19 protein-coding genes are annotated in these 21634 nt (G+C 67.1%); 5 read left to right on the top strand and 14 right to left on the bottom strand.

Features of this window, described 5'->3' with window-relative positions:
- Positions 1–10: 10 nt before the first annotated feature.
- Complete coding sequence (locus tag NN4_RS15345; protein ID WP_107653970.1) at positions 11–301, top strand: YiaA/YiaB family inner membrane protein; 291 nt, start codon at positions 11–13, stop codon at positions 299–301.
- Positions 302–358: 57 nt separating this feature from the next.
- On the opposite strand, the gene NN4_RS15350 is transcribed toward NN4_RS15345, so the two are convergent.
- On the bottom strand, positions 359–2059 hold the full coding sequence (locus tag NN4_RS15350; RefSeq protein WP_147131038.1) for an alpha/beta hydrolase: 1701 nt from the start codon (positions 2057–2059) through the stop codon (positions 359–361).
- Positions 2060–2238: 179 nt separating this feature from the next.
- Positions 2239–4533 carry a phosphoribosylformylglycinamidine synthase subunit PurL gene (gene purL / locus NN4_RS15355; RefSeq protein WP_147131040.1) on the bottom strand — a complete coding sequence of 765 codons (2295 nt, stop codon included), beginning with the start codon at positions 4531–4533 and terminating at the stop codon, positions 2239–2241.
- A gap of 198 nt (positions 4534–4731) precedes the next feature.
- On the opposite strand from purL, the gene NN4_RS15360 reads away from it, so the two are divergent.
- On the top strand, positions 4732–6051 hold the full coding sequence (locus NN4_RS15360; RefSeq protein ID WP_147131042.1) for a glycosyltransferase 87 family protein: 1320 nt from the start codon (positions 4732–4734) through the stop codon (positions 6049–6051).
- Here NN4_RS15360 and NN4_RS15365 read toward each other — a convergent pair.
- The 5 genes from NN4_RS15365 to NN4_RS44975 form a co-directional block, all read right to left on the bottom strand.
- On the bottom strand, positions 6003–7298 hold the full coding sequence (locus tag NN4_RS15365; protein ID WP_147131044.1) for a M18 family aminopeptidase: 1296 nt from the start codon (positions 7296–7298) through the stop codon (positions 6003–6005). The two genes, NN4_RS15360 and NN4_RS15365, sit on opposite strands and share 49 nt — an antisense overlap.
- 28 nt (positions 7299–7326) lie before the next feature.
- Positions 7327–8790, bottom strand: a complete 1464-nt coding sequence (locus NN4_RS15370) for a S1 family peptidase (protein WP_147131046.1) — start codon at positions 8788–8790, stop codon at positions 7327–7329.
- 105 nt (positions 8791–8895) lie between these two features.
- Positions 8896–10116 carry an ABC transporter permease gene (locus NN4_RS15375; protein ID WP_147131048.1) on the bottom strand — a complete coding sequence of 407 codons (1221 nt, stop codon included), beginning with the start codon at positions 10114–10116 and terminating at the stop codon, positions 8896–8898.
- On the bottom strand, positions 10113–10964 hold the full coding sequence (locus NN4_RS15380; protein ID WP_186818448.1) for an ABC transporter ATP-binding protein: 852 nt from the start codon (positions 10962–10964) through the stop codon (positions 10113–10115). The genes NN4_RS15375 and NN4_RS15380 overlap by 4 nt, the downstream gene beginning before the upstream one ends.
- Positions 10965–11440: 476 nt before the next feature.
- Positions 11441–11617: a hypothetical protein gene (locus tag NN4_RS44975; protein WP_167768916.1), complete on the bottom strand. Its 177-nt coding sequence runs from the start codon at positions 11615–11617 to the stop codon at positions 11441–11443.
- Between NN4_RS44975 and NN4_RS44980 the strand changes: the two genes are divergently transcribed.
- Positions 11607–11855 carry a hypothetical protein gene (locus tag NN4_RS44980; protein WP_186818442.1) on the top strand — a complete coding sequence of 83 codons (249 nt, stop codon included), beginning with the start codon at positions 11607–11609 and terminating at the stop codon, positions 11853–11855. The genes NN4_RS44975 and NN4_RS44980 overlap by 11 nt on opposite strands.
- 940 nt (positions 11856–12795) lie before the next feature.
- On the opposite strand, the gene NN4_RS15390 is transcribed toward NN4_RS44980, so the two are convergent.
- From NN4_RS15390 to NN4_RS15405, 4 genes are all read right to left on the bottom strand, one after another.
- A complete protein-coding gene (locus NN4_RS15390; RefSeq protein ID WP_246180892.1) occupies positions 12796–13725 on the bottom strand; it encodes a class I SAM-dependent methyltransferase in 930 nt (309 codons plus the stop codon).
- Positions 13726–13885: 160 nt separating this feature from the next.
- Positions 13886–14908: an alpha/beta hydrolase gene (locus NN4_RS15395; RefSeq protein ID WP_135234612.1), complete on the bottom strand. Its 1023-nt coding sequence runs from the start codon at positions 14906–14908 to the stop codon at positions 13886–13888.
- A gap of 309 nt (positions 14909–15217) precedes the next feature.
- The gene (locus NN4_RS15400; RefSeq protein ID WP_147131054.1) at positions 15218–16393 is read right to left on the bottom strand and encodes an alpha/beta fold hydrolase; all 1176 of its coding nucleotides are present in this window, start codon (positions 16391–16393) and stop codon (positions 15218–15220) included.
- A 335-nt stretch (positions 16394–16728) separates the two neighbouring features.
- The gene (locus NN4_RS15405; RefSeq protein ID WP_107653959.1) at positions 16729–17160 is read right to left on the bottom strand and encodes a MarR family winged helix-turn-helix transcriptional regulator; all 432 of its coding nucleotides are present in this window, start codon (positions 17158–17160) and stop codon (positions 16729–16731) included.
- A gap of 51 nt (positions 17161–17211) precedes the next feature.
- Here NN4_RS15405 and NN4_RS15410 point away from each other — a divergent pair, with 51 nt between their 5' ends.
- Positions 17212–18288 (top strand): substrate-binding domain-containing protein, encoded by a 1077-nt coding sequence (locus NN4_RS15410; RefSeq protein WP_107653958.1) that lies wholly within the window; start codon positions 17212–17214, stop codon positions 18286–18288.
- Positions 18289–18357: 69 nt separating this feature from the next.
- Here the strand turns inward: NN4_RS15410 and purQ are convergent, their stop codons facing one another.
- A complete protein-coding gene (purQ, locus tag NN4_RS15415; RefSeq protein ID WP_107653957.1) occupies positions 18358–19035 on the bottom strand; it encodes a phosphoribosylformylglycinamidine synthase subunit PurQ in 678 nt (225 codons plus the stop codon).
- Positions 19032–19268: a phosphoribosylformylglycinamidine synthase subunit PurS gene (gene purS, locus NN4_RS15420; protein WP_107653956.1), complete on the bottom strand. Its 237-nt coding sequence runs from the start codon at positions 19266–19268 to the stop codon at positions 19032–19034. Before purS ends, purQ begins: the two co-directional genes overlap by 4 nt.
- A gap of 127 nt (positions 19269–19395) precedes the next feature.
- Between purS and NN4_RS15425 the strand changes: the two genes are divergently transcribed.
- Positions 19396–20040 carry an MBL fold metallo-hydrolase gene (locus NN4_RS15425; RefSeq protein ID WP_147131056.1) on the top strand — a complete coding sequence of 215 codons (645 nt, stop codon included), beginning with the start codon at positions 19396–19398 and terminating at the stop codon, positions 20038–20040.
- 60 nt (positions 20041–20100) lie between these two features.
- Here the strand turns inward: NN4_RS15425 and NN4_RS15430 are convergent, their stop codons facing one another.
- A complete protein-coding gene (locus NN4_RS15430) occupies positions 20101–21465 on the bottom strand; it encodes a dipeptidase (RefSeq protein ID WP_147131058.1) in 1365 nt (454 codons plus the stop codon).
- Positions 21466–21634: the final 169 nt, after the last annotated feature.

Genomic DNA, 21634 nt, shown 5'->3' on the forward strand with positions numbered 1-21634 from the left:
CTTCGTATCCATGAGCACTCCCAACGCACAGTCGAAGACCACGTCGGCCTTCATCGCGCAGGCCGCGATCGCGTTCGGTGTCAGCTTTCTCGGGGCGGGCATCGGAATCTGTTATCTCCCACTGGACATGTGGCAGCGCGGCTTCCTCGCGATGTCGCTGCTGTTCCTGGTGACCAGCACCTTCACCTTGGCGAAGGTGGTGCGTGACCAGCACGAGGCCGCGACCGTTCACGGTCGCATCGATCAGGCACGGTTGGAAAAGCTGCTCGCAGAGCACGATCCGTTCAACACCGTGACCTGACGACGCGCCTGGGCGGGCCTTGTGCACGAGGGGTCCCGGCCCGCCCAGGACCGCGTCCTATTTCAGCGAGCGTTCGCGAACCGCCGACGCTTCCAAGTAGTTTCGGATCCGATCCGAGAGCTCCGCCGACCAGTCCGGCGGCTCGGCGAGCGCGGCCCAGGCATCGAGCACCAGCGTGCCGTAGCGATGCCCGTGCCCGTCGTTGACACCTTGCGCGTTCGGCAGATCCGCGGCCACCTGCCAGAAGGTGACGATCGGATACCACGCCATGGTCGGCGACACGTCCGCGCCGCGCGGTTCGCGCAGCCAATCCGGTTCGGTGAACAGCAGATCCGGCGACCACCAGACCACCGGGTCCGAGGCGTGTTGCAGATAGGCGATGCGCGGGGTGAGCCAGGTGCTCGACGGCCGCCACAGGTCGCCGCGGCCGTCGGCGAACCGCACCACCAGACCGTCGGCGTAGGTCGGCAACACCTCGGGTGAGCCAGGATCGCGGCGGGCCACGAATTCGCCCCACAGCCGGTTCGAGTTGGGCGGCCCGACCCACAGCACCCCGTCGGATTTGGTCCGCAGGTCGGACAGGCCGGTGAACGCGCCCTCCGAGCCCTGCGAGCCGAGACTCTCTCCGTAGACGAGCAGTTTCGGACGCGCCTGCGCCGGCCGTGCCGACCAGTGCTCATACACCTTGTCGAACACCAGCTTTCCCATCCGCGTCGCCTTCTCCTTGTCCGAGAGGAACGACAACACGCTGGGCAGGTACGAGTACTGGGTGGCGACGATCGCGGTGTCGCCGCCGTACATCAGCTCGACGGATTCGGCGCTGGTCGAGTCGACCCAGCCGGTGCCCGTCGTGGTCACCACGACCAGCGCTTTGCGGTCGAAGGCGCCGGTGCGCTCCAGTTCGGCGGCCGCCAGCTCGGCCTGTGCCTCCGGCCCGTCCGCCGATTCCAGGCCGGTGTACACCCGGATGGGTTCGCGCGCGGGTTTGCCGGTGACCCTGGCGATATCGTCGGCGCTCGGCACGTAGGAGACGAACCAGCGGCCCTCCGAGCCGAGGGTCTCCCACTTGGCCAGCGAGCTCGGACTGCCGGAGCGTTCCGGCAGCTGCGGCTGGGTGGCATTGGGCGAGGTGTGGCCGTTGCGCACGCTGAACGCCGAATTCGCCGCCGCGAAAAAGGCTTTGGCCAGCACTCCGTTGAACAGCGTGACGGCGAGGATGGTGACGATCAGCGCGCCGATCGGCAATGCGAACTGGCGTGGGATGTGCACTCGTGCGGTCAATTCGCCCGCTACCCACCGGATCAGCCACCGGACGGCGCGGAACACCCCGATCACCAGCGCGATCACGGCGGCACTCAGCGCGCCGGTGCGCAGGAAGCCCGTGGTGGTGATGTCGTCCATGCCCATCAGCGCGGTGATCTCGCGCTGCCACCGGGCCGACTGCACCAGCATCACGATCGCGACGACCACGCAGCCGAGCAGCACCGCCACCTTGATCACACCGGGCAACCAGGTGGGCAGATCGGCCAATACCTTTGTCACCGACGCGGGTAGCTGCACCCGCGGCCGAATCCACCTGCGGTAGGCCCACTCCAGCAGACACCCGACGCCATACCCGATGGCCGCGTTGACGCCGCCGATCAGCCCTTCGAACAGCCAATCCCGCGGCAGCAGCGACGGTGTCAGCGAAAGAGCGAAGAACAGCGTGGCGACGACGACCCCGAACAGCGAAAAGGACAACTGATTTCGCACGAACATGGGTAACTCGCCGGGTACCAGCTGACCCGGCCGGATCCCAACCGCCGGACGCCGACGCTCCTCGCCCCGCAACTAGGCCTGGCCTGAATACGCGGAGAGGCGGGGGAGCTCGACGGCGCCGGCAACTCGGCCGGCGCCGTTGCGCTGACTTACTGAGACCGCTCCAGTCTCAGTCGTCATCAGATGGCGCTTGCTCCGAACAACTTCGGCAGCGTGCCCTCGTGCGCGGCCCGCAGCTCGTCCATGGGGACGGTGAACTGTCCTTGCACCTCAACCGAGTCCGTACCCTGATCGACCACACCGATGCGCACCCACGGCAGTTCGCGGGCGGTGCACATCTTGGTGAACCGGGTCTCCTCCGAGCGCGGCACCGCGACGAGCACGCGGCCCGCCGACTCGGAGAACAGCGTCACGAACGGATCGGCACCTTCGGGAAGCAGGATGCGGCAACCGGTTTCGCCGGCCAGCGCGGCCTCGACGACTGTCTGGATGAGCCCGCCCTCCGAAAGGTCGTGCGCGGCACTGATCATGCCGTCGCGCGAACCCGCGGTGAGCACCTCGGCCAGCAACTGCTCGCGGGCGAAGTCGACCGTGGGCGGCACGCCGCCGAGGTGGTCGTGCACGACCTGGGACCAGATGGAGCCGCCGAATTCGTCGCGGGTGTCGCCGAGCAGGATCAACGTCTCCCCCGGCTCCAGGCCGAGCCCGGTCGGGATGCGCCGGTGCACGTCGTCGATGACGCCGAGCACGCCGACCACCGGGGTCGGCAGGATGGCGGTCTGCCCGGTCTGGTTGTAGAAGCTCACGTTGCCGCCGGTGACCGGAATGCCCAGCGCCACACAGCCGTCCGCGAGACCGCGGACCGCCTGCTGGAACTGCCACATCACGCCGGGATCCTCGGGCGAACCGAAGTTGAGGCAGTTGGTGACGGCCTTCGGGGTGGCGCCGGTGGTGGCGACATTGCGGTAGGCCTCGGCCAGCGCGAGCTGCGCGCCGGTGTACGGGTCCAGCTTGGTGTAGCGGCCGGACGCGTCGGTGGCCAGCGCGATACCGCGACCGGTCTGCTCGTCGATCCGGATGACACCGGCGTCGGCGTGCTCGGCGAGCACGGTGTTGCCGCGCACGTACCGGTCGTACTGCTCGGTGATCCACTTGCGGCTGCACAGCTGCGGGCTGGCCAGCATCTGCAGCAGCGTCGCGCGCAGTTCGTCGCCGGTCTTCGGGCGGGTCAGCTTGTCGGTGCTGTCGGCGATCAGCGCGTCCTGCTCGTCCGGGCGCCGCACCGGGCGCTCGTAGACCGGGCCCTCGTGCGCGACGGTGCGCGGCGGCACGTCGACCACGGTCTCGCCGTGCCAGGTGACGATCAGCCGGTCACCGTCGGTGACCTCGCCGATCACCGTGGCCAGGGTGTCCCACTTGCGGCACACCGCCATGAACGCGTCCACGTTCTCGGGGGTGACCACCGCGCACATGCGCTCCTGCGATTCGCTGGAGAGCACCTCGGCCGGGGTCATTCCGGTGGCCCGCATCGGCACCTGGTCCAGCTCGATGCGCATGCCGCCGTCGCCTGCGGCGGCCAGTTCGGAAGTGGCACAGGACAGTCCGGCGCCGCCGAGGTCCTGGATGCCGACCACCAGCTTGGCCGCGTAGAGCTCGAGACAGCACTCGATGAGCACCTTCTCGGTGAACGGATCGCCGACCTGCACGCTGGGCAGCTTCTTGCGGCCGGTGCCCGACTCGTCACCGGAGAAGGTGTCCGAGGCGAGCACGGAGACACCGCCGATGCCGTCGAGGCCGGTGCGCGCGCCGAACAGAATGATCTTGTTGCCGGTACCGGAAGCGAAGGCCAGGTGCAGGTCCTCGACCCGCATCACGCCCGCACACAGCGCGTTCACCAGCGGATTGCCTTGGTAGGACGGGTCGAACACGGTCTCGCCGCCGACATTGGGCAGGCCGAGCGAGTTGCCGTAACCACCGACACCGCGCACCACACCGTCGACCACGCGCCGGGTGTCGGCCGCGTCCGCCGCGCCGAAACGCAGCTGATCCATCACCGCGATCGGGCGCGCGCCCATCGCCATGATGTCGCGCACGATGCCGCCGACACCGGTCGCCGCGCCCTGATACGGCTCGACATAGGACGGGTGGTTGTGGCTCTCGACCTTGAAGGTGACCGCCCAGCCGTCGCCGACATCGACGACGCCGGCGTTCTCACCGATGCCGGCGAGCATCGAGGCGCGCATCTGCTCGGTGGTGGTCTCGCCGAAGTAGCGCAGATGCACCTTCGACGACTTGTAGGAGCAGTGCTCGCTCCACATCACCGAGTACATCGCCAGTTCGGCGTCGGTCGGCCGACGGCCGAGGATTTCCTTGATGCGCGCGTACTCGTCGTCCTTCAAACCCAGCTCTTTATAGGGTTGCGGCACGTCAGGAGTTGCTGCGGCTGCGCTGACGGTGTCGACCTGCGAAGTCACGGGGTACCAGGGTCCTTTCGGGCCAGGAGCGCGAAGCTGGGGATTCGCCTGGAAGTTTAGCCGTGACCGTTGACAGGCAACGGGCCGCATCGGCCCCGCGCCCGGTTCGCCGGAATCCTGTGCGCCAGGTCACAGGCCGAACCAGCCACCGTGCGCGCCGACGAGGGTCACACACCGGCCACGGATACGCTGGGCCCCGTGAACGAACGATCGGGGGTTGCGGATTCCGCTGAGCCGGTTGCCTCGAAAAACCCGAACGCCACCTCGACGGCGCGCGTCCCGTTGTCGCGTGAGCAGCTGCGCTGGCTGCTGATCGCGGTCGGCCTGTTCGCCGCGTCCGCGGCGCTGTCGCTACTGGTGCACTGGTGGTCCGGTTACATCGATCTACAGGTGTACCGCAACGGCGCCCGGGTCTGGCTCGACGACGGCGAACTGTACGGGCCGATGCCGCCGGTCGCCGGAATCGGCTTGCCGTTCACCTATCCCCCGCTGGCCGCGCTGTTCTTCGCCCCGCTCGCACTGATGCCGCTGCCGGTGGCCGAGGTGCTGGTCCTGGTGACCTCGCTGGCCAGCCTGGCCGTCACGCTGCGGGTGGTGCTCGCGCGGATCCGCCCCGAACTGTCCCGGGTCACCGCCTGGACGATCGTCATCGGCGCGGTCGCCCTGCTGCAGACCTTCGAACCGCTGCGCCAGACCTTCGGCTTCGGCCAGATCAACCTGGTGCTGATGGCCGCGATCACGCTGGACTGCCTGGTACGCAAGCCGTTCTGGCCGCGCGGCATGCTGATCGGCATCGCGGTGTCGGTGAAGCTGATCCCCGGCGGGTACCTGCTGTACTTCCTGCTGCGCAAGGACTGGAAGGCGGCGGGCACGCTGGTCGTCTCCGCGATCGGTGCGGTCGGGCTGGGTTTCCTGCTGTTCCCGAGTGATTCGGCCGAGTACTGGTTCCACACGCTCGCCGACACCGGCCGGATCGGGCCGCCGTATTTCGCTGGTAACCAGTCGATCAAGGGCATGGTGTTCCGGCTCGGCATCGCCGACTCGGTGGCCACGATGCTGTGGATCACGCTGTCACTGGTGGCGGTCGTACTGGCTGCCATCTGGATGCGCAGGCTGATCGACACAGGTGCGACCGTGGCCGCGCTGATGGTGAATGCCGCGGTGGTGCTGCTGGTTTCGCCGGTCTCCTGGTCGCACCACTGGGTGTGGATCGCGCCCGCGCTGGTAGTCACGGCGGACGCGATCGCGCGCGGCAAGAGTGACGGATCCGAGCGCGGCACCTGGAACACGCGCAGCCCGCTGTTCCTCGGCTCCGTCGGCGCGATGAGCGTCATGTTCCTCATCGGACCGCAGTGGCTGCTGCCGCACTCCGAGGACAAGGAACTCGGCTGGGCCTGGTGGCAGCAGCTCATCGGCAGCAGTTATGTGCTCGCCACCCTCGCGGTGTTCGTCGTCGCGGTGGCGACCTATCACCCGGTGACGGCGGGTGTCAGGAAGGCGGCCAGCGCCGCGGCGTAGGCCGGAACATCGGCGGCGCCCATTATTTCGCGCGCCGAATGCATGGCCAGTTGGGCCGCGCCGACGTCGACCGTTGTCATGCCGGTGCCCGCGGCTGTCATCGGGCCGATGGTCGATCCGCACGGCAGATCAGCGCGATGCACGTAGCGCTGCAACGGAACTCCCGCCTGTTCGCAGGCCAGCGCGAACGCACCCGCGCCCGCCGCGTCGGTGGCGTAGCGCAGGTTCTGGTTGACCTTGAGCACCGGTCCGCCGTTCACCTGGATGCGGTGCGCGGGCTCGTGCCGCTCCGGGTAATTGGGGTGCGTCGCGTGCGCCATGTCCCCGGAGGCGCAGATCGAACCCGCCAGGGCGGCAAAGAATTCGCCGCGATCGCCGCCGCGCGACAGCACGATCCGCTCCAGCACCGTCGGCAGCAGATCGGACTGCGCGCCGCGATCGGACTGGCTGCCGACCTCCTCGTGGTCGAAGGTGGCGAACACCGGAATGGCCGCGCCGGGCTCGGCAACTGCAGCGAGGAAGGCCTGCAGGCCCGCGTAGCAGGTGCCCTGGTTGTCCAGCCGGGGCGCGCTGACCAGATCCCGGTCGCGGCCGACGAGCCGGCTCGGCGCCAGGTCGTGGGTCATCAGCTCCCAGCCGAGCAGCGCGTCCGGGTCGAGGTCGGCCTGCTCCGCGACGAACCCCAGGAAGGAGCGCGGTTCGTGGCCGACGCCCCACACCGCGTTCACGTGCCGCTGCGGGTCCAGCGTGACGCCCTTGCGGTCGTCGGAGAGATGGATGGCCAGCTGCGGCACCCGCAGGATCGGCTCGTCGATGCGAACCAGCTGCTCGCGCACGGTGTTTCCGTCGCGCACGCTGAGCCGCCCGGACAGGCCGAGCTCGCGATCCAGCCAGGAATTGAGCCAGGCGCCGCCGTAGGGTTCCAGGCCGACCAGCTGCCAGCCCGCCGACGTCAGATCGGGGTGCTGCTTGACCCGCAGGTTCGGACTGTCGGTGTGCGCGCCGACCACCCGGAACGGTGTCACCCCCGCGGCGTCCGCCGTCGCCCACGCGACCAGCGAGCCGCCGCGCACCACGTAATGCTTGCTCGGGCCGTCCGCGGGCCACGGCGCCGATTCGTCCAGCCGGGTGAAGCCGTTGGCGTCCAGCTCGGCGGCCACCGTCGCGCAGACGTGGAAGGGCGAGGGCGACGCGTCGATGAACGCGCACAATCCGGTGGCCGTAGCGGCGGTCGTGGAAACGGGCATGCTCGCGATCTTAGGGGGCACCGCCGGATCAGCTGGTGCGGACTTTCAAGCCGGGATGGTCGCGCAGCACCGTGCTCAACGGCTGACCGAGCAGCACCGGGAGGTGCCCACAGGTGCCGTCGAACAGTGTGGCCGTGGTGACGATGGAGCTGGTGATGCCGACCGCCTTGGTACCCGCCATGATCGGGCCGCCACTGTCACCCTGATGACCGCACAGGGTGGTGATGAACATGTCCTCGAACTGAACCGGGTCACTGTGGCCCGGCACGCCTTTCAGCCGGGCGACCTGGCCGGAGGCGAGCACCACGCCGCAGGAGTAGCCGGACCGGAATCCGGCCTTGCACACCACGGCGCCGTCGATCGGATCCGCCGTGCCGTCGATGGGCACCACCCCGCTCTCGCGGATCGACGCGTCCGGCACCTGGCTGGTGTTGCTGCCGGTATCCAGCGTGGGCGGCACCACCGACTGGGTCGGCGGCGACAGCTCGCCCGCCGAGACCAGGTTGTTGCGGAACCGGGGCGCGGCCGCCTCGTTGATCCGCAGGATCCCGTAGTCGTACGGGCTGAAGCTGGACACGTCGAAGTAGCCGAGTTCGGTGCCCAGCTTCGGCTTCTCGCCGGGCACGTACTCCTTGTCCGACGTCCCGCGCACCGTGAAGACCCGCTGGGGCCCCTGCTTGCGTTTCGCCTGCGCGACAAGGTTGTTGGGGTCGCAGTGGCCCGCGGTGATATTGACAGCGCGGCCTTTCGCGTCGGTGGCGTGGAAGCCGAACGAGCACCGATGGACCTCGCCGTCGACCTCGAAGGCGTAGGACTGGCCGCCGACGATGCTGCCGTCGGGCCCCTCGGCCGCGATGGGCCGCACCTCGTCGGCGGTGTTGTCGGGCCAGGCCTCCGGCATCGTCGCCGCGATCGCGCGCACCGGCCCCGCCTCGGCGGGCAGCTGCGTGTCTTTGGCGACGCGCACCGCGAAACTGTTGTCCGCCATGTCGATTCCGTACCCGAAGATCGACTCGGCGACCGCGCCGGTCTGCGCGGCGAGCCAGCGTTCGAACGCGGCGCGCCGCTCCCGCAGGGTCGCCTCGCTGGCGGACACCGTTTCCACGGTGAATCCCGCCGCCTCGGCGGCCGCCCGTGCGTGCCGGGAACTCACCCCGTCGGTGAGCGAGACGATCGGGCGACCGCCGTCCATCCGGACGCCGGCGAAGGCGGCCGGATGGGCGATCCGGGCCGACCTGGCGTACTCGGACAATCGATTCGTCAGCGCGACCCGGCGCGCGTATTCCGCGGCGTCGATGCCGAGGTCGCGCCCCAACGCGTCGATCAGGCTCGGCGGCAACGAGATTGCCCCGGACGGCGGGGCGGCCGAGACAGGGACGGCCGCCGATCCCGCGGCCAGGGCGACACAGCACATCAGCGCCGCCTGTCGGCAACGACGTAGTGCTGTGCCGCGACCTAGCGCCTTGTCGCGTAGACGGGGACCGAACGACATCGATGAGCCTCCTACCAGAACTGACAGTGGGTGTCGCCCGATGCTATTAGTCACACCAGTCACAAAACGGACTATCCGGTCCAGTCGCGTGTCATTGCTGTTTCACTATGCGTGCGCGCGGAGCGCGGTGCGCAGCGACACCCGGCTGCCGGTGAGCAGGACGGCGTTGCCGTAGATCCGGCCTGCCAATCGAGCCACCAGCGCGATGGTCAGCACCATGGCCACCAGCGCGCCGGTCATCTGCCAGCCGGGCACGTCGTAGGCCGCCCGCATGGGCATCACCACCGGCGACAGCAGCGGGATCATCGACAGCACGGTCGCGGAGGTCCCGTGCGGATCCGCGGGCACGATGGACTGCCCGATCAGATACGCCGCGATCAACACCACCGACACCGGAACCGCCACCGAGGCGAGATCCTCCTGCCGCGACACCAGCGACGCGGCCGCCGCGACGACGAGGGCATAGAGGAAGTAGCCGAGCAGGTACCACACCACCGCCCAGCCGACCACGCTGCCGACCATCGCCGTCGAAAGCTCCAGTACCCCGGTGGCGAAGGCAGTGGCCATCCCGACCGCGGCGATCAGCGCCACCTGGATGATCGTCACGATGCCGATGCCGATCACCTTGCCCGCCAACAGCTCCCACGGGCGGATCGTCGCAAGGAGCAGCTCGACAATGCGATTGGCCTTCTCCTCGACGACCCCCTGCCCGGTCAGCTGAATACTGATCAGCAGCATCACGTAGGTGAGCACACCGATCACCGCCGCCATGCCGATACGCGCACCACGATGATCGTCGGCCGGTTGCAGCGGCTGCACGGCGATCTTCGCCGCGGCGATCGCGCTCTCGACGGTGGCCGGATCCCCGCCGAGCCAACTGATTTCCTGATGCAGCGCGGCCTGCCTGGCCACCAGACCGAACGCCGTGCGCAGCCCGTCCGGCAGCGTCGATTTCACCACTACCTGCAGTTGCCCGTCCGCGGCGCCGACCAGCAAGGCCGCGAGATCGTCCGCACGGATCTGCTCCTCACCGGCGGTCCGGTCGACCACGGTGGTCTCGATCGACTGCCCGGCCGCCGCGCCCGCGGCGACCAGCAACGGCTGGAACTGAGCCGTATCCGCCGTCAGGCCAACCTTTTCCACGGCGGCGGTGGTGCCCCGATCGATGAAGTGGAACAGCAGCACCGTGCCCGCGACGGCGAGCACAAGGATGGCGGTGATCGCGACGAAGGCTTTCGAGCGCACCCGCACGTTGATCTCGCGGCCCGCGACGATGCGAATCGCCTGTGTCGGAGAAAGCTTCGGGTCGTTCATCCGCTCGGTCATGCCGCCACCTCGGCCGAGTCGACCGTCGCGTCCCGGAACAAATCGGTCAAAGTGGGCTGCACCCGGCCGAATTCGCGCACCGGCCCGGCGGCCAGCGCGGTGGTCAGCACCAGATGGTCGTCCACGTGGTCCTCCAGGCGCAGGATCCATCGGGACGCTTCGCGCCCGCTCACCGATACCCCCGGCATTCGGGTGATCCAGTCGTCATCCAGGCCCGGCGCGTCGATCGCGACCAACGCCGGTGCGCGACCGCGCAATTCATCAACCGTCCCACAGGCCACCATGGTCCCGTTCCGGACGATTCCGACACGGTCACACAGTCGCTCGACCAGGTCGAGCTGGTGCGAGGAGAACAGCACCGGGCTGCCCTTCTCCGCGCTACGTTCGCGCAGCACGGAGCTCATCACCTCGACCGCAACGGGATCCAGCCCGGAGAACGGCTCGTCCAACACCAGGACATCGGGGTTGTGCACCAGCGCGGTCGCCAACTGCACCCGCTGCTGATTGCCGAGGCTGAGCTTCAACACGTCGTCCTCGGCGCGCTGCTCGATCCCGAGGCGCAACATCCACAGCTGCGCGGCGGTGGACGCCTCGAAATCCGAAAGCCCGTGCAGCCGAGCGAAGTACTGCAGCTGCGCGCCCACCTTCATCCGCGGATACAGCCCGCGCTCCTCCGGCATGTAGCCGATGCGCCGCCGCGTCGCCAGATCCACCCGCCTGCCGTTCCATCGGACTTCCCCGGCGTCGGCGGCCATCACGCCCATGATGATCCGCATCGTTGTCGTCTTCCCCGCGCCATTGGATCCGACGAACCCGAACAACTCACCGGGCCGCACGTCGAACGTCATGTCGGACAACGCGACAACGTCCCCGTAGCGCTTGACCAAGCTCGAAATTTCCAACACGTAGAATTCGCACCTTCCACTCGTCGCACGATCGTCTTCGCGTCCACGAGGCGGCTCGATTCGCCGCACCGTTCCGCAGGCGGACGCCGCTAGCGGCACGGCGTCACCATGCCAGGAAACAACCTGCCCCGCCGCATAACACACCGAATAGGCCGGTTTTCTCGTGGCGGCACAGCACATCCGCTTATACCGCACGCTCTTCCGATTAATTACGACTGCGCCCGGTCGGTCCATGGATACGACAGTCGGCCGTTTCCCCGATCTACCATTCTTTCGTCACGGTGACGCCTTCGGTTCGCGCATGGCGCAAGAACTTTCGGGCACGATGCGCGCGTTGCCCGCTCGTACCACCGACTTTGTTGAGTACCATCACCGCCGGGTCACCGACCCGACAGTCAGATGAACTCTACGAAGGGTGACTACATGACGATGCGCAAAGCCCGATACACGATCGCCGCACTTGCCTTCAGCGGATTCTCCGCCGCCACTGCATTGTTCGGATCAGGAGCGGCGTCCGCCGATCTGGCCACCGACTTGGCGCCCCTGATGACGACGAAATGCTCGTTCAGCCAGTTCGATGCGGCTATGCGCGACATGGAACCCGCTGTCGCGGCCAAGTTCGATGCGGACCCGATCCAGAAGGCCGTTCTGCAAACAGCACTTTCGCAGCCGGTGTCCCAGCGCCAAGCAGCGTTCGAGATGTTCAACAAGAGCTTCGGCCAGATGTCGGCAATGCATGCGAACAACACCACCACCACCGATGCGAGTGCCGACGCCAATGCCGACGCACGTGCGGCAATCCGCAAAGTCACGGCCTCCTGCGACCGTTACTGAGGCGTAGCGCCGACAGCTGACCCCGGGTCGGATCGACGACCACTTCTGCAGACCGCCGCCGCTCGAGCGCGAATATTTCAGACCTTTTGTTCGGATTATTCATTCGGACACACCGCGCGAAAAAAGCTGCTATAGGCCGTTGGTTCAGAAAGATAGGTCGACGCGAAATTTCCGACACGCCGGGACAGTTCAGCGTCAACAACGCCACACTTGGCATGATCTCTTCTGCTACACAACACCCAACCGTCCCAACGAAGGAGTAACTCGTGCTGTTGTCTGTTACCGTCCCGCTCGGTCTCGGTGTCGCTGCTGCTGTCGGCCTGATTGTGGCCGCTCTCGGTCTGCTCTGAGAAAAAGCAGCAAATTCTGACGGTGGGGCCGAGGGCTTTCAGAAGGAAGACTCGGTCCTGCTTCGAATTCCGAGATCTGTTTCGAGTCGGAATCAGCATCTCGTACGTTGGACCCACACTCATCTGCCAATGAAGGAGTAACTCATGCTGCTGTCTGTTACCGTCCCGCTCGGTCTCGGTGTCGCTGCTGCTGTCGGCCTGGTTGTGGCCGCTCTGGGCTTGATCTGAGAATCGCAGCCTCTTGCGCACAGTGGATCCAGCACAAGCTGGCGTCCACTCTGATTCCCGAGTTCGGTCGAACCGGATCAAGCATCCTCGATTCGACCACTCACACTCACTCGAACCAAGAAGGAGCAAACTCATGCTGCTGTCCGTGACCGTTCCCCTGGGCCTGGGCCTCGCCGGCGTCATCGCACTCGCCGTGTCTGCGCTGGGCCTGCTCTAAACCATCATCTCTGAGCTAAAACTAAATGCGGGGCCGAGCGACTGCAGACGCTCGGCCCCGCATTTGTTGTTCATATCCACTAGGCGCATATTCGGTGGCCGGACCGCTCGATCGGATCGGCCCGCCACCGGCCTACGTCACTACCTCAGGCTGGGGACATGCGCAGTACACCAGCCCACGGCCGATTACCGGCGTGCCGCGGATCCGGCTCCAGCACGGACGCGAGCAGCCGCATCTTGAGCGGCAGACGGCCCGCTCGTCGCGCATGGGTGTATACCGATTCCAGATCCGTTGCCAGCCAGCCGCGCTCTTCCAGATAGGCGATCGGATCGTCGGAGACGAACCGGAACGGCGCGTTCTCGAACATGGTTCCGTACGACCGCTCCATGCCGTTCTGCATCGTCGTGTTCATGACATCCACGATCCACCACTGAATGTTCGCGGCGCGCAATGCGCTCGCCAGCTCGCTGACCTGCTCGTCCTCGAGGTACTGGATGAGCCCCTCGGTGATGACCAGGGTCTGGGCCGGGTCCACCACGGCGGACTCCAGGAACGAACGCAGGGTCGCCGCCTCCGACAGGTCCACTTGATGCCGTTCCAACCGGCACTTGGGTGTTTCATCGGCCAGCAACTGCGTTTTCTCGGTGACCAATCGGGGCAGATCGGCTTCGATCCAGGTCAGCTCGGCAGGCAGGTCGAGGCGGTACGGGCGCGTGTCGAGGCCCGCCGCGAGATTCAGCACCCTGGTGCAGCCATGGGCCAGTGAATCCTGAATCAGGTCATCGATAATTTTGGTCCGCACGACGACGCCAAGCCCGCTGCGCACTTTCTTCGGCGCCGCCTGGATGATCTCGTAGCCACTGGCTCCTGCCATACGATCGGCGAATGGATCACAGATTAGTGCGTCTTTTCGGGAAGATTCAATGGCCCGATATGCAGCTGCCCATCGCGCCGTGTCCGAAACATCGTTGATCAGGGTCTCTGTAGATACCATGCAGGCAGGATATACGGCCGATACCGCCGGTCCACGAGCTGCGCGGCGTGTCCTACCGGGCGAATAGCGGCGGGTTGTCACTTCCCTTCCAACTACGACTTGTAGCACATTTCGGGCGGGGCGGGCGACAAAATATCAGCGTTACCGCGGGGTGAATACCGAACGGGGCCGACGGCTATCGGATGACAGCCCTCGGCCCCGCTGTGAACTTCTTCGAATTCAGCTCATTCGAGCGTCGGCACTACGACAGACCCATCCCGCGGGAAAGGAACGGCCAGGAGTGCTTGAACTCGTCCTGCCAGTAACCCCACGAATGCGTACCCGAGGCGTATCGGAAGGTCGCCGGAATTCCGAGGGACTCCAGCCGCTGCTGCATATTGCGCGTACAGAAGTTGGTGACGGCCTCGATCGCGCCGCCGACCGCGATCTGATTGATCAGCGTCTCGACGCCGAGCTGATTGTCGTCCCCATCGATTTGGGTCCGGCCGCCACCGAGCTGTTCGGCCCGCCCGTCGACCGTGTCGTATTTGCCCGGGCTGCCGTCGCCCGACGACAGGTACAGATCGAGCCCGCGCAACTTCTCGGCGTTGATGTAAGCATCGTTTTCCAGCCATTCGGGCGAGCCGGGCGGGCCCCACATGTTCTCCACATCGCCGCCGCCCATGCCGACCACGGATTTTACAAAAGCCGTGCCGAGTTTGTCGCTGGTCTGCGCACAGCCACTGTAGGCGGCGACCGCTTTGTAGAGACCCGGCTTCGCCATGGGCATCGTGAGCACGGTGGTGCCCGCAGTGGAGATCCCCGCGATGGCATTGACGCCATTGGTGCCCAGCGCCGCGTCGATCAGCGGCGGCAGCTCTTCGGTCAAATAGGTCTTCCACTTGTTGCGACCGAGTGCCGGATCATCCTTGATCCAGTCCGCGTAATAGCTGAACGGCCCGCCCACCGGGATCACCAGATTGGCATTCTTATCCGCCATGAACTTCGGAATGTCGGTCTGCGCCTGCCACGAGGCCAGGCCTTCGCCACCGTCGGCGCCGTTCAGCAGATAGAGCACCGGCCGCGGCCGGGAGGTATCCGCCGGCCGGACGACATCGACCGGAAATGTCTTGTCCATCGCCGCAGAGTGCACCTGCAGCCGGATGCTGTGGTCATCGATTTTCTCGACACCGGTAATACGCGAGCCATCCGGGGATACCGCGCCGGTGGGAATCCCGGCGACGCTCGGATCCGCTGAAGCCGACACCGCGCCGAATCCGGTCATCACACCGACAAGCAGTCCTGCCACTGCGGTGCCGGCCACGAAGGCGCACCGGGACCGACGCCTTTCTACGCCTGGGAAAGTCGATTTCATGGGCACCAGCATCGACCATCGCGGTTGCTTATCGAGGCAACGACACACCTTCTTGTCGCACTGACCATGCATAACCGGAACCCTTCTGTTTCTACAGGTTTCGCCGATTCAGCGCGCACCCGGCACCGCGCGTTCGGCCGACATCTCGTTTGCACACACAGGGTTGTCGCAAAGAAACTCGGCGGCGCGCAGCAGATCTCGCACCACCGTGTGGAAACGCTAGTTCTGACCCGTCGTAACGGGTTGGATCCGAGCAAGAAAGGCATCGATGGCCGCGTGCATCTCCCGATTGATCTGGAGGTGTCGGCCCGTACCGACCACCATCTTATAGTCCACTCGATTCACGGTGAATCGGGCTGCCAATGCGGCGTGCAGCGGCGAGGGTACCGAGATGTCGGTCGCGTTGATCAGCAACAGGATCGGCGCGTCGTAACCACTGGTCGGCACACCGAGGTAATCGGCGAGCACATTCTGGAAGTGCTTGTTGGTCAACGGCTTCGACAGCAGCTGACTGATGCCGACATCGCCGATCCCCTCGACCATCCGGTCCTGGCACAGCCGGCCGACAGTGTCGAGCACCTCCCGGCCGCGCGGGGTCAGGTAGCTGTCCATGTTCGCGTCCGGCCGCGCGGTGCGCAGTCCGGCGAGCACGCTGGAGACGAATACGGTGAGGGCCTGACCGACCTCACTGGGCAGGTCGGGACCCCACGGTCCGGCCATCGGCAGCAGGCTCTCCGCGTCGGAGGCGGGGTCGATCGCGATCGCCCCGCGGAAGTCGAGCTCCGGGGCGTAGGTCCGGTGCAGATGCGCGGTCCCCAGCGCCGCATGCCCGCCCTGCGAACCACCGAGGACCACCCAGGTCCGCGAGAGCTCGGCGAAGTGCGACCTGGCCGCCTTGATCAGGCCGATGGTCGCGGTGGCCTCGGTCTTCAGCTCGAGGTACGGGTGCGGGCCGGTGTCGAACCGGCCCAGCCCGAGGTAGTCCGGCGCCACCACGGCGAACCCTTTGGACAGGAAGCTCGCCACGAATTTGTCTTCGGCGACGCGCAACTCGGGCCAGGGGCCGCGGGCCGGATCGGACTGGGCGCCGCAGCCCGGACCCAGGCCGAAGCTGCCGTGGGCGAAGGCGAGGATCGGCCAGCCGCCGGCCGGGGCCGGACCGGGCGGCATGAGTACCGCACCGCTGGCGGGTTTCGGGGTGCCGTCCGAACCGGTCATCCAGTATTCGACAACCGAGCCATTGCTGACGTTGCGCCAACCCTCGGGCTGGGGCAGCACGGAGATGACCGTTCCCGCGGTCGCCGCGTGCGCGGGTACCGAGACCACCCCGGCGGCGAAACAGACCGACACAGCGGCAGCCAGGGCCCCGCGTTGCCATGAACCGAACAACCGCATCGGACACCACTTTCCGTTTCGGCGGAGAGAACGTACGCGATGGTGCAGATCGAGATCTTGGTCCGAGTGAAACGGTAGTACGCGGCCGAAGTCGCCGGCGCTCGCCGCGCGGCGTGTCGAGCAAGGGGATCGCAACCTCGACAGGCGAGCCGTTACCCGGCTGCCGATAGGTGTCCACGGCAGGCAAATTTCAGGATTGCCACTACTTCAAATTTTGCTATGACGAGCGGCCACATTAATTCCATTCGGCACCGCACAAAGATGGCGCGCGAGGATGGCCGCGCGTGTGTCCGAGGACGGATCAGACCGCGCGGAAATCGTCGGACGAATTAGCCCTACTCGGGGTTCGCGGAAACAAGTTCCAATAAACGCATGAGTTCGGCGTAGCGCCGCGCACCCATTCGCGTCCGCAGTTCTTGCTCGGCCCGCGACTCCTCGGCCCGCACCGACGCGACCAGCTCCGCACCGAGTCGGCTCAGCCCGATCAGGATCCGCCTGCGGTCGTCCTGGGCCGCCAGCCGGAAGATCAGACCGCGCTCGGCCAGGTAGTCCGCATGCCGGGTCGCCGAGGACGGCGCCAGCTGTGACCTGGCCGCCAGCTCGCTCATAGTGATGCCGGTCTCACTGGAGAGATTCGACAACATCGACCACTGATCGGCCGTGAGCTGCCTGGCACACAGTGCGGCGTCCAAGTGACGCAGCCAACCGCGTTCTGCGGCACGCAGCGCACCATGCAGCGTCGAATATCCGCTTACAATGGTCGTCATTGTTATTCCTGCCTGCCATGAATTTCGCTCGAACGAGAAGAAGAGTACCGAATGTCAGCGTTCGGCGAGAGCCCAGAGGGCACAATCGAGATCCTGAACATAGTCCCCATGCAGGGACCGGGCGGGATCGTGGCACCCTCCTGCGATGCGGCGATTTCCCTTGCCGTCGACGAAATCAACCGGGGCACAGGAATTCTCGGCCGAGAAATTCGTACTACGAATATCGATGGCGGGCGGGCGCCGCACGAGGTGGCCAGCGAAGTTTCCGCACTGCTGGCGACCGGCATGGTGGACGCGATCACCGGCTGGCACACCTCCGCGGTGCGCCGGGTGGTGGCCCGCGCGACCGCCAGCCGGGTGCCCTATTTATTCGCCACCGGGCACGAGGGGCTGCCGGACGAGCTGCCCGGGGTTTTGATGCTCGGCGAGCACCCGGCGGGGCAGACGCTGCCCGCTCTGCAGTGGCTAGAGCGCGAGCACGGCGTGCGCCGCTGGGCCATCATCGGCAACGACTACATCTGGCCGCGTGAGTCCGCGAAGGCGATCCGGAACAGTCTGACCGACCCCGGTGCCATCGTGCTGGAGCGCTTCGTGCCGCTCGGTGCGCCCGACTTCGGCGACTTCCTGGGCCATCCGGCGCTGGATCGGGCCGACGGCGTGGTGATTCTGATGGTGGGCGCGGACGTGTCCCGGTTCAACCGGCAGTTCGCTTCGACCGGACGGGCGGCGACCCAGTTGCGGATCAGCCCAGCTGCGGACGAGAACGTGTTGCTGGCGGGCGGTCCCGGCGCCAACCAGAACTTCTATGCCGCGTCCAGTTTCTTCATCGATGAGCGCACCGCGGACGGGCGGGAGCGGGTCGGCCGCTACCGCAAATTGCACGGCGAGTTCGCGCCGGCGCTCACCAGTTTCAGCAACATGACCTACGAGGCCATCCACACCCTGGCCGGGCTCGCGCACGCGGTGGGTTCGCTGCGGGTGCCCGATGTGCTCGGCGCGATCGATCACGGTGTGCTGCTGGAAACCCCCGGCGGGCTGCGCGCGTTCCAGGGCAACCAGGCCATCCAGCACGGTTATATCGCCCGTGCGAACGGCGTCGAGTTCGACATCGTCGCCAGAATCACCTGAGCCGCATAGCTTTCGAGCCCCACCCACTCGCGGAGTGCGTGGGGCTCGAAAGGTATGCGGCTCTGGGTGTTACGCGGAGACCAGGGTGTCCAGCACCGAGAGGAACAGGCCGAGGCCGTCGTCGCTCGGGCCGGTCAGTGCTTCGGTCGCGTGCTCGGGGTGCGGCATCAGGCCGACGATGCGACCGTCGGCCGAGGCGATGCCCGCGATGCCGCGCTGCGAACCGTTCGGGTTGTCGCCCGCGTAGCGGAAGACCACCCGACCCTCACCCTCCAGCTCGTCGAGCACGGCGGGAGCGGCCTGGAAACGCCCCTCACCGGACTTCAGCGGGATCAGGATCTGCGCGCCGGCCTCGTAGCGCGAGGTCCACACGGTGGACGCCGATTCCACCCGCAGCCACTCGTCGCGACAGATGAAGTGCAGCCCCTCGTTGCGGGTCAGCGCGCCGGGCAGCAGGCCCGCTTCGCACAGCACCTGGAAGCCGTTGCAGATGCCGAGCACCGGCAGGCCCGCCTTGGCGGCGCGCACGACCTCGCCCATCACCGGCGCGAACCGGGCGATGGCGCCCGCGCGCAGGTAGTCGCCGTAGGAGAAACCGCCGGGCACGACCACCGCGTCGACCTGCTTCAGGTCGGCGTCGGCGTGCCACAGGCTGACCGCCTCGGCGCCCGCCAGCCGCACCGCCCTGGCCGCGTCGACATCATCGAGCGTGCCCGGAAAAGTGATGACTCCGATACGCGCCGTCATGACAGGCGGGTGACCTTCCACTCCTCGATCACGGTGTTGCACAGCAGCGACTCCGCGATCTGCTCGAGCTCGGCGTCACCGACACTGTCGTCGACATCGAGTTCGAATCGCTTGCCCTGCCGTACATCCGAGATGCCCTCGAATCCCAGGCGCGGGAGCGCACCGACGATGGCCTGTCCCTGGGGGTCCAGGATCTCGGCCTTCGGCATCACCTCGACCACGACTCGTGCCACGCGTTGCTCCTCATGTGGTGGTGGGGGGTTACCTGAGCAGCGTAGTTGTGCTGGTCGACCGCGGCATCCCCGGGGTCGGCCAAATTCGCCGGGTGCCGCGGTCGCGGTCCGGCAATAGCATGGCGGGATGCGCATAGCTCACTTCGGCCACTCCTGCCTGCTCGTCGAGCTACACGGCAAGAAGGTGCTGTTCGATCCCGGCACCTTCTCGCACGGTTTCGAGGGGCTCACCGGTCTGGACGCCATCGCGATCACCCACCAGCACCCCGACCACATCGACCCGAACCGGATCGAGGCCCTGGTCGACGCCAATCCCGGCGCTCGGTTGCTGGCCGATCCGCAGACCGCGCAGCAGCGCGGCGAGCGGTGGGAGGCGGTGCACGCGGGCAACGTGCTCACCCTCGGCGACCTGCGGATCACCGGCGGTGGCGGCAGGCACGCGGTGATCCACCCGGAGATCCCGGTCGTCGACAACACCGTGTTCCAGCTGGGCACCCCGGACGATCCGGCGCAGCTGGTGCACCCCGGCGACTCGCTGTGGGTGCCGCCGGTCCCGGTCGGCGTGCTCGCGGTCCCGGCGGCCGCGCCGTGGATGAAACTCAGTGAGGCGGTGGACTATCTGCGGGCCGTCGCGCCGCGCACCGCGCTGCCCATCCACTACGGCATCATCGCGCCGGAGGCCCAGGGCATCTACTTCGGCAGGCTGTCCGAGATGGGTCCCGCCGGTACGGAATTCACCGTGGTGGAGCCGGAAGACCAGCGCGAGTTCTAGCAGTTCCGGTGCGCCACCTGCCCTCTCGGCCGCCGCCGGGACGACAGGTGGCCGCCATGGCTAGCCGGATCGGTCGGCGTAGTTCAGCAGGAACAGCGCCTCGGCTAGTGCCATGTGCTCGATCTCGGACGGGTCCACGCTCTCGTTGGGCGCGTGGATCAGGCACTTCGGTTCCTCGACCCCGAGCAGCATGATCTCGGCCTCGGGGTAGGTGTCGGCGAAGACGTTACACAGCGGAATCGAGCCACCCTGCCCCTGCGTAGTGGCGGCGCGCCCGTACGAGGCGGCCAACGCCGCCTCCATCGCCTCGCGCGCCGGACCGCCGTTCCCGGACCGGAACGGGGCGCCGATGCCGTCCAGTTCGATGGTGAGTTCGGCGTTCCCCGGCGTGTTCGCCTCGAGGTGCGCGAACAGTGCCTTGCGCGCCTCTTCCGGGTCGGTGCCCGGTGGGATGCGCAGACTGAGCCGAGCACGCGCCGAGGGCTGGATGGCGGCGGTCGAACCGACCACCGGCGGGACATCGATCCCCAGCACCGTCAAAGCCGGTCGCGCCCACAGCATGTCGGAGACGGAGCCGTCACCGATCAGCTCCACGCCGCGCAGCACACCGGCGTCGGTGCGGAACTGGTCCTCCCCGTACTGCACGCCGGACCAGCGCTGATCGTTCTGCAGCCCGGCGACCGTGGTGTTGCCGTGCGCGTCGCGCAGCGAGGCGAGCAGGTGGATCAGCGCGGCGAGCGCGTCCGGGGCGGCACCGCCGAACATGCCGGAATGCAAAGGGCCCGCCATGGTTCGGACGGTGACGATCACGCTCACGCCGCCGCGCAAGGTTTCGGTCAGCGTCGGCACGCCTGCCGCGAAGTTGCCACAGTCGCCGATCAGAATCGTGTCGGCGCGCAACAGATCCGGGTTGGCCTCGACGAACCGCTCCAGCCCGCCGGTGCCCTGCTCCTCGGAGCCCTCGGCGACCATCATGACGCCGAGCGGCAGGTCGGGTCCCAGCGCACGCAGCGCGGTGAGGTGCATGACGATGTTGCCCTTGCAGTCGGCGGCGCCGCGGCCGTACCAGCGGCCGTTCTTCTCGGTCAGCTCCCAGACCGGCGTGCGCCAGGCGGCGGGGTCCAGCGGCGGTTGGACGTCGTAGTGGCAGTACAGCAGCACCGTCGGCGCGCCGGGCGGCCCGGGGCGGGCGGCGATGACGGCCTTGCTGCCGTCCGGTGTCTCGTGCAACCCCACCCTGGTCAGCCCCGCCGCGGCGAACGCGTCGGCCACCCACTGCGCGGCGCGCTCACACTCCTCCGGCGGGAACTGGCGCGGATCCGCCACCGACTTGAACGAAACAAGTTGCGTCAGATCGGTTTTCGCCTGCGGCATGAGCGCGGCCACCTTGCTGCGCAGCTCGGCGGTGCGGGAATCGTCGGTCATGGCCAGCGCCTCACTTCTTCGTGTCGTCGCGCTCTTGTCGCGCACCCGGATACGGAAACGGTCCGGCAGCAGCGCCGCTTGCGCACTGTGACACGAACCGCTCAGCTCGAAGGTTGAAGGTAGTCGACCGAGCAGTCCGTGTCGTCCGACTTACCGGCACCGACAACCG

This window comes from Nocardia ninae NBRC 108245 (genome assembly GCF_007990755.1).
GTDB classification, from domain to species: Bacteria; Actinomycetota; Actinomycetes; order Mycobacteriales; family Mycobacteriaceae; genus Nocardia; species Nocardia ninae.

What these genes read in the sequence shown, in the direction of transcription:
- NN4_RS15345 (WP_107653970.1), top strand. Translation starts at nt 11, where the DNA reads ATGAGCACTCCCAACGCACAGTCGAAGACCACGTCGGCCTTCATCGCG.
- NN4_RS15350 (WP_147131038.1), bottom strand. Translation starts at nt 2,059, where the DNA reads ATGTTCGTGCGAAATCAGTTGTCCTTTTCGCTGTTCGGGGTCGTCGTC.
- NN4_RS15365 (WP_147131044.1), bottom strand. Translation starts at nt 7,298, where the DNA reads ATGCCCGTTTCCACGACCGCCGCTACGGCCACCGGATTGTGCGCGTTC.
- NN4_RS15370 (WP_147131046.1), bottom strand. Translation starts at nt 8,790, where the DNA reads ATGTCGTTCGGTCCCCGTCTACGCGACAAGGCGCTAGGTCGCGGCACA.
- NN4_RS15375 (WP_147131048.1), bottom strand. Translation starts at nt 10,116, where the DNA reads ATGACCGAGCGGATGAACGACCCGAAGCTTTCTCCGACACAGGCGATT.
- NN4_RS15380 (WP_186818448.1), bottom strand. Translation starts at nt 10,964, where the DNA reads ATGACGTTCGACGTGCGGCCCGGTGAGTTGTTCGGGTTCGTCGGATCC.
- NN4_RS44980 (WP_186818442.1), top strand. Translation starts at nt 11,607, where the DNA reads ATGCGCGACATGGAACCCGCTGTCGCGGCCAAGTTCGATGCGGACCCG.
- NN4_RS44975 (WP_167768916.1), bottom strand. Translation starts at nt 11,617, where the DNA reads ATGTCGCGCATAGCCGCATCGAACTGGCTGAACGAGCATTTCGTCGTC.
- NN4_RS15395 (WP_135234612.1), bottom strand. Translation starts at nt 14,908, where the DNA reads ATGACCGGATTCGGCGCGGTGTCGGCTTCAGCGGATCCGAGCGTCGCC.
- NN4_RS15400 (WP_147131054.1), bottom strand. Translation starts at nt 16,393, where the DNA reads ATGCGGTTGTTCGGTTCATGGCAACGCGGGGCCCTGGCTGCCGCTGTG.
- NN4_RS15405 (WP_107653959.1), bottom strand. Translation starts at nt 17,160, where the DNA reads ATGACGACCATTGTAAGCGGATATTCGACGCTGCATGGTGCGCTGCGT.
- NN4_RS15410 (WP_107653958.1), top strand. Translation starts at nt 17,212, where the DNA reads ATGTCAGCGTTCGGCGAGAGCCCAGAGGGCACAATCGAGATCCTGAAC.
- purQ (WP_107653957.1), bottom strand. Translation starts at nt 19,035, where the DNA reads ATGACGGCGCGTATCGGAGTCATCACTTTTCCGGGCACGCTCGATGAT.
- NN4_RS15425 (WP_147131056.1), top strand. Translation starts at nt 19,396, where the DNA reads ATGCGCATAGCTCACTTCGGCCACTCCTGCCTGCTCGTCGAGCTACAC.
- NN4_RS15430 (WP_147131058.1), bottom strand. Translation starts at nt 21,465, where the DNA reads ATGACCGACGATTCCCGCACCGCCGAGCTGCGCAGCAAGGTGGCCGCG.